Origin of the sequence: Pseudomonas sp. KB_15 (assembly GCF_052114525.1) — a bacterium.
GTDB lineage: Bacteria > Pseudomonadota > Gammaproteobacteria > Pseudomonadales > Pseudomonadaceae > Aquipseudomonas.
The window spans coordinates 1-495 of sequence record NZ_JBFREX010000173.1; the positions used below are offsets into that span (position 1 = coordinate 1).

A 495-nucleotide genomic window follows, 5' to 3' on the forward strand; every position below is an offset into this window, starting at 1 on the left:
GGCCATGGCCGAACGGGTCGGACAGGCGGGCCTGCCGGCCCCAGTCGAAGTCCTGCGGCCAGTCCTCGATCTCGGCGCCGGCGCCCAGCGCGCGCTCGATGGCCGCTTCGAGGTTTTCCACCACGAAGTCCAGGTGCACGGGGGTCCAGTGCCGCGCGTAGTCGCGCCGCGCATCGGCCCGCGCCGTGGCCACCGTGCCGGCCTCCTTGGCCAGCAGGTAGATCGGCGCGCAGGCGCCGTGCATTTCCGCCACGCTGTTGTCGAACAGCCGGCGGCCCAGCCGCAATCCCAGTCCTGCTTCGTAGAAGCCGATGCCGTGTTCGAGGTCATCGACGTCGATATTGATCAGCAACTCCATGCCAGCCTCCTGCTTCATGAGCGTTCTCGGGCGTGGCGGCGGCTAGTGTCGGTTCGTGCTTTCCGCTTCTGTCCGCTCCTGACGGCTCCTGACGCCTTCCTTGCCCGGGCCAGCATTGTGCGCCGGCACTCCTGACA

At 68.5% G+C, this 495-nt stretch carries 1 protein-coding gene; it reads right to left on the minus strand.

Features of this window, described 5'->3' with window-relative positions:
- Nucleotides 1-358: VOC family protein (locus AB4Z35_RS30305; protein ID WP_442101202.1), on the minus strand; the 358-nt coding region annotated here is incomplete at its 3' end.
- Nucleotides 359-495: the final 137 nt, after the last annotated feature.